Genomic DNA, 4611 nt, shown 5'->3' on the forward strand with positions numbered 1-4611 from the left:
AGCAAATAAGCTAAGAAACCGATCATCGCTAAGCGACCGTTCCAAAGTTCTGCTTGCGGGTTGAAGCCAAACAAAAAGGCATTCCGATCTTTGCCGTTGTAAGCATTAGCCGTAGGAGGCAGGTTAGTAGGACGAGTTTCCATGTTTTTACATTCCTTAACAATGTTCGCTTCTCATGGTAGCGACCTAATTTCTGCTTTGCTATCTGTCTCTAGGCTCAAGATACACACAAGTCTAAAGGAGGATTTTGAAACAAAAAATAAAGTGTTAACTTTTGTTGCACGAGATTTTTTAGCGATCGCCTGTATCTGTAGATACTAAATACAAATGCAAGTTGAGATTGCTGCTGTGAAAGGCTCCATCGCCCCGTAGCGACAAACAATGGCGCTTTTGACTCGTCAGTAGATTTTAGATTTTAGATTTACTCCACAGATGAATCTGGAAGCTCTAAAATTTTGGCAGACTCACCACTGTTGTGGGAAAGCAAGTATCCGTTTTTGAGCTCGCTCAGACTGAATCCGCGAAATCCTAGAAGCAAGAAAATTTAGTAAATTTCAACTCAAAAGCCGAACACATCGCGCGGGAGTTAATTAAAATAGGAGATAAACAGATCAATCGGGAGAAACTGTTATCGAAACCATCTACGGCCATCTTCAAGGTTTAAAGTCCAGCCAGCTCAAGCAACTCGAAAAGCTGTACCACCAGCGACTACCGGGCGATCGCATCACCACTGCAGAATTCGCCCAGCGCGTCGCCGCCATCAGCACGGAAATAGACAAACCAATCTGCACCTACATCAACCGTCGCGGACAAGTAATTCGCGTCGGCGTAGGTTCACCCCGGCAAACGCAGATTGCGCCCCTAGAATTGCCCCGCTACGGGGGAGGTCGCCTCAGCGGCATTCGCTGCATCGCCACCCACCTAAAGCCAGAAACCCCAAGCGAAGCAGCTCTCACAGCAATGGCTATTCAGCGCCTGGACGCCCTGGTTTGGCTCACACTGACGGGGGGAGGATTTCAGCGCCGTGGTGGCGGTGCGACTGGTTACATTCAAGAAACTTATCTCGCTCACCTGATACCCCAGGGAGATCAGCCAAATTTTGAGTTCTCTGTTTTGAGCGCTCAGTTAGAACCAGATTCAACTGATGAAGTAGAAGAGCCTTCAATTCCAAAGTCACTAATTCAAACTCCACACTTTCCCTGGAAAATATCAGAACCGCTGAATTTGGACGAACTCGCCGACCAAGACTTTCTGGATTTGGTGGAAGGACTCGAAGCAGAGTTTCAAGCAGAGTTTGTCGCTAAGCAGGTCGATGCAGACCAAGACAAAGTGCTGTTGGTAGGTGTAATGACTCAGCACATGACTCAGTTGGAGTTTGAGGACGGGCTCGCAGAAATCACGCGGCTGGTTGAAAGCGCGGGAGGTCAGGTTCTGCAAACAGTGCGCCAAAAACGATCGCGCCCTCATCCGCAGACAGTGGTCGGCGAAGGCAAAGTTCAGGAAATTTCCCTCACGGCTCAGACGATTAGTGCTAACCTCGTGGTATTCGATCGCGACCTAGCCCCCGCACAAATACGGAACTTGGAAACTCAGATAGGTCTTCGCGTTGTCGATCGAACAGAGGTAATTCTCGATATCTTTGCCCAAAGAGCTCGATCAAGCGAGGGTAAATTGCAAGTCGAACTCGCTCAGCTAGAGTACGCCCTGCCCCGGCTCAGAGGTCGCGGTCAGGCAATGTCGAGACAGGGTGGCGGCATCGGTACCAGAGGCCCAGGGGAAACCAAGCTAGAAACCGAACGGCGGACGATCGCCAAACGCATTTCTCGATTGCAGCAAGAAGTAAATCAACTGCTGGCGCACCGCTTCCGGCTGCGGCAGAACCGCCATCATCACGATGTACCCTCAGTGGCGATCGTTGGCTACACCAACGCAGGTAAATCGACTCTGCTCAACCTGCTCACAAATTCCGAAGTCTATGCCGCCGACCAGTTATTTGCCACCCTCGACCCCACAACTCGACGGTTGACCATTCCCGGCACTGTCACCAGGGAACCCCTGTCGATCGTCCTCATAGATACAGTGGGCTTTATTCGCGAACTGCCTCCCGCCTTGATCGACGCTTTTCGGGCTACCCTCGAAGAAGTGACTGACGCCGATGCTTTGCTGCATCTCGTCGATCTCTCCCATCCCGCGTGGCAGAGCCAAATTCGATCGGTCATGAATATTTTGACAGATATGCCCGTAACTCCCGGCCCAGCCCTTGTAGTTTTCAACAAAATCGATGCCGTAGATGGAGATACTCTCGCCCTCGCCCGAGAAGAATTTCCTCAAGCAGTATTTATTTCTGCTGCCAAAGGTCTCGGGATGGAAACTCTCCGCGACCGACTAGCTCAGCTCATTCAATACGCCCTCTACCCTCGGTAAATACTTAAATATTCCTTTTGAATAGTTGACATGGGGGAATATACGTACATATACTGAGGACAGATCTAGTCGAACTATGAGATTATAAAAGAGTAGTCAGATTGTGCATTGCAAAGTACAATACAGCATCTCTATTTTGCGATCGGTTAAATAATTAATTTCCGGAGGTCGCGGTCAAGGTAAAAAGACTCTTTGTTAATGGCTGTAAGGGCTGTTGCTTCAGAGGTGGCAAAAATAATGATGTTGCTTAAATCTGTGCAAACTACCTGTGCAAACCACAGTACGGGATGTCAAGGTAAAAGAGAATAATATTATTAAAGTGTTTGGGCACTCACCTCAAGCGCTATACTATTTTTACAGACGTCCGTGAGAGAATACATCCATTTATTGTAAGAACTCTAAAATCCTTGCCCGTCGTACAGCGCTAATCTCTAGGACTATTTCTATTTTTCGATTTTACCACTGTTTAACTAAATAGTTATGTGTACGCCACTGGCAAAACTAGCAATTGGACTCTCTGCCACGCTGGCAACAGCGTTTTACTATCTAGCTGCCGCCCCTCCGGCTTCAGCAGTAGATGTGTGCGGTCCCGGAAATTATTCTAGTGCCTGTGCCTCCAGCCAGACATCACCAGCAACGGGATCCGGCCCGCAAGTGGAGTCGCAGTCGAGTTTGTCCCAAAAAATATACACAAGCACACCTTCGAGAGACTCAACTTCTATTCCTGAACCAGGTACTGCGATCGCGGTCCTACTGACAGGTGCAGGAATGATATGTTCGTGCAGAAAGCGAAACAAGCAGGTTGGTCCGCAGCGCTAGGCAGGCTGAGGACCAACCTGTTTGCCTTCCCAATGTCTCCGTTTATTTAAACATGGGTATTTGTTTACTTAATATATAAAATAATAAAAAATTGTATAAAAAATAACTTCACACTTAGCTTGTGCGCTGCAAATAGAGCCGGATGTTGAAGGAAGAAAACTATAGCGACTTCAGTCAGGGTAAAAATAAGAAGCAAGAAGGCAATTTCACTTCCCGGCAAGGGTTTCAGGAATGAATAACTTCCGCTGCCAACAAAGATAAGGTTGCTATATAAAATAAAAAAATAAAAATAAAAATAAAAATAAAAATTAAGATGGTTTAAGATCAATCCTTCCGATAATTTTTGAGAGTCAACCGTATAATAAGGCTTTCAAGGCTTCAAGGCAAGTTGACTACCAACGAAAACTCAAGGGTTTCAGCCTAGGAACTAAAAACAGTCCGCACTAGGGTTAAGATTACAATTAAAAAATATTGTTATTGCTTGAGCGTCCATGACCCCTAAAGTAGAAATTTACACTTGGAGAACCTGCCCGTTTTGCGTTCGTGCAAAAGCACTGCTGAAGCGAAAAGGGATTGATTTTACAGAGTACGCGATCGACGGAGATGAAGCAGCACGAGCTCAAATGAGCGATCGAGCCAACGGATGCCGTACCCTGCCACAAATATTGATTAACGACCAACACATAGGTGGCTGCGACGACATCCACAAACTTGATGCTCTAGGCCAGCTAGACCCGCTGCTAGCAGCAAAATGAGGCATTCCGTGTCGAATTTTCAGTTAGCCCAAATTTTCCTACGACCAATTCTTAATTTTAAGAGACAATGAAATTTGCATTCATCATCGATCCCCTCGCGCGACTAATTCCAGGACACGATACCAGCGTAGCGCTGATGGAAGCCGCTCAAGAGTTGGGTCACGAAGTCTGGGCGACTCAAGCCAACGAACTAAGCGTCATCGGCGGCAAAACCTGGGCAATGCTCAGTCGGGTAGCCCTCACCCCAGTAAAAGTGGTAGATGGACGCTGGGAGGCTGCTGAGGCTTGGTACGAGGTGGAACAGCCTACTTTGCAGCCTCTCGAAGCAATGGACGCAGTATTTATGCGGACAGACCCCCCAGTCAACATTGCTTACCTCTACGCTACTTACCTTCTAGACGGCATCGATCCTACTAAAACTTTGGTAGTTAACAGTCCTAAAGGATTGCGGGCGGCGAATGAAAAAATGTATGCTTTGCAATTTGAGGAAGCGATCCCGGAGACCATTGTTTCTCAAAACAAACACGTAATTAGGCAATTTGTTGAGAAAAAAGGAGCGGCAGTTCTTAAACCATTGGGTGGCAAAGCTGGGGAGGGGATTTTGTTTCTGGAA

5 protein-coding genes and 1 pseudogene are annotated in these 4611 nt (G+C 47.3%); 3 read left to right on the plus strand and 3 right to left on the minus strand.

Annotated features, from left to right (window positions below; genetic code table 11):
• The coding region (locus QUA38_RS27435) for a chlorophyll a/b-binding protein (protein WP_333167474.1) at positions 1 to 143 on the minus strand (143 nt) is incomplete at its 3' end.
• A 510-nt stretch (positions 144 to 653) separates the two neighbouring features.
• A complete protein-coding gene (locus QUA38_RS27440; protein WP_263053573.1) occupies positions 654 to 779 on the minus strand; it encodes a hypothetical protein in 126 nt (41 codons plus the stop codon).
• A gap of 4 nt (positions 780 to 783) precedes the next feature.
• Here QUA38_RS27440 and hflX point away from each other — a divergent pair, with 4 nt between their 5' ends.
• A complete protein-coding gene (gene hflX, locus QUA38_RS27445; protein WP_333167476.1) occupies positions 784 to 2424 on the plus strand; it encodes a GTPase HflX in 1641 nt (546 codons plus the stop codon).
• A gap of 596 nt (positions 2425 to 3020) precedes the next feature.
• Here hflX and QUA38_RS27450 read toward each other — a convergent pair.
• Positions 3021 to 3221, minus strand: a complete 201-nt coding sequence (locus QUA38_RS27450; RefSeq protein ID WP_333167470.1) for a hypothetical protein — start codon at positions 3219 to 3221, stop codon at positions 3021 to 3023.
• Positions 3222 to 3734: 513 nt separating this feature from the next.
• On the opposite strand from QUA38_RS27450, the gene grxC reads away from it, so the two are divergent.
• Both grxC and QUA38_RS27460 read left to right on the plus strand, forming a co-directional pair.
• On the plus strand, positions 3735 to 3998 hold the full coding sequence (grxC, locus tag QUA38_RS27455; RefSeq protein ID WP_333167472.1) for a glutaredoxin 3: 264 nt from the start codon (positions 3735 to 3737) through the stop codon (positions 3996 to 3998).
• A 67-nt stretch (positions 3999 to 4065) separates the two neighbouring features.
• Positions 4066 to 4611: pseudogene (locus QUA38_RS27460) on the plus strand (glutathione synthase); the annotation flags it as partial.

It is taken from the genome of Microcoleus sp. Pol12B4, assembly GCF_036701385.1.
GTDB lineage: Bacteria > Cyanobacteriota > Cyanobacteriia > Cyanobacteriales > Microcoleaceae > Microcoleus.

Excerpts from the sequence above, each read along its gene's own strand:
- grxC (WP_333167472.1), top strand. The coding sequence starts at position 3,735 with ATGACCCCTAAAGTAGAAATTTACACTTGGAGAACCTGCCCGTTTTGC.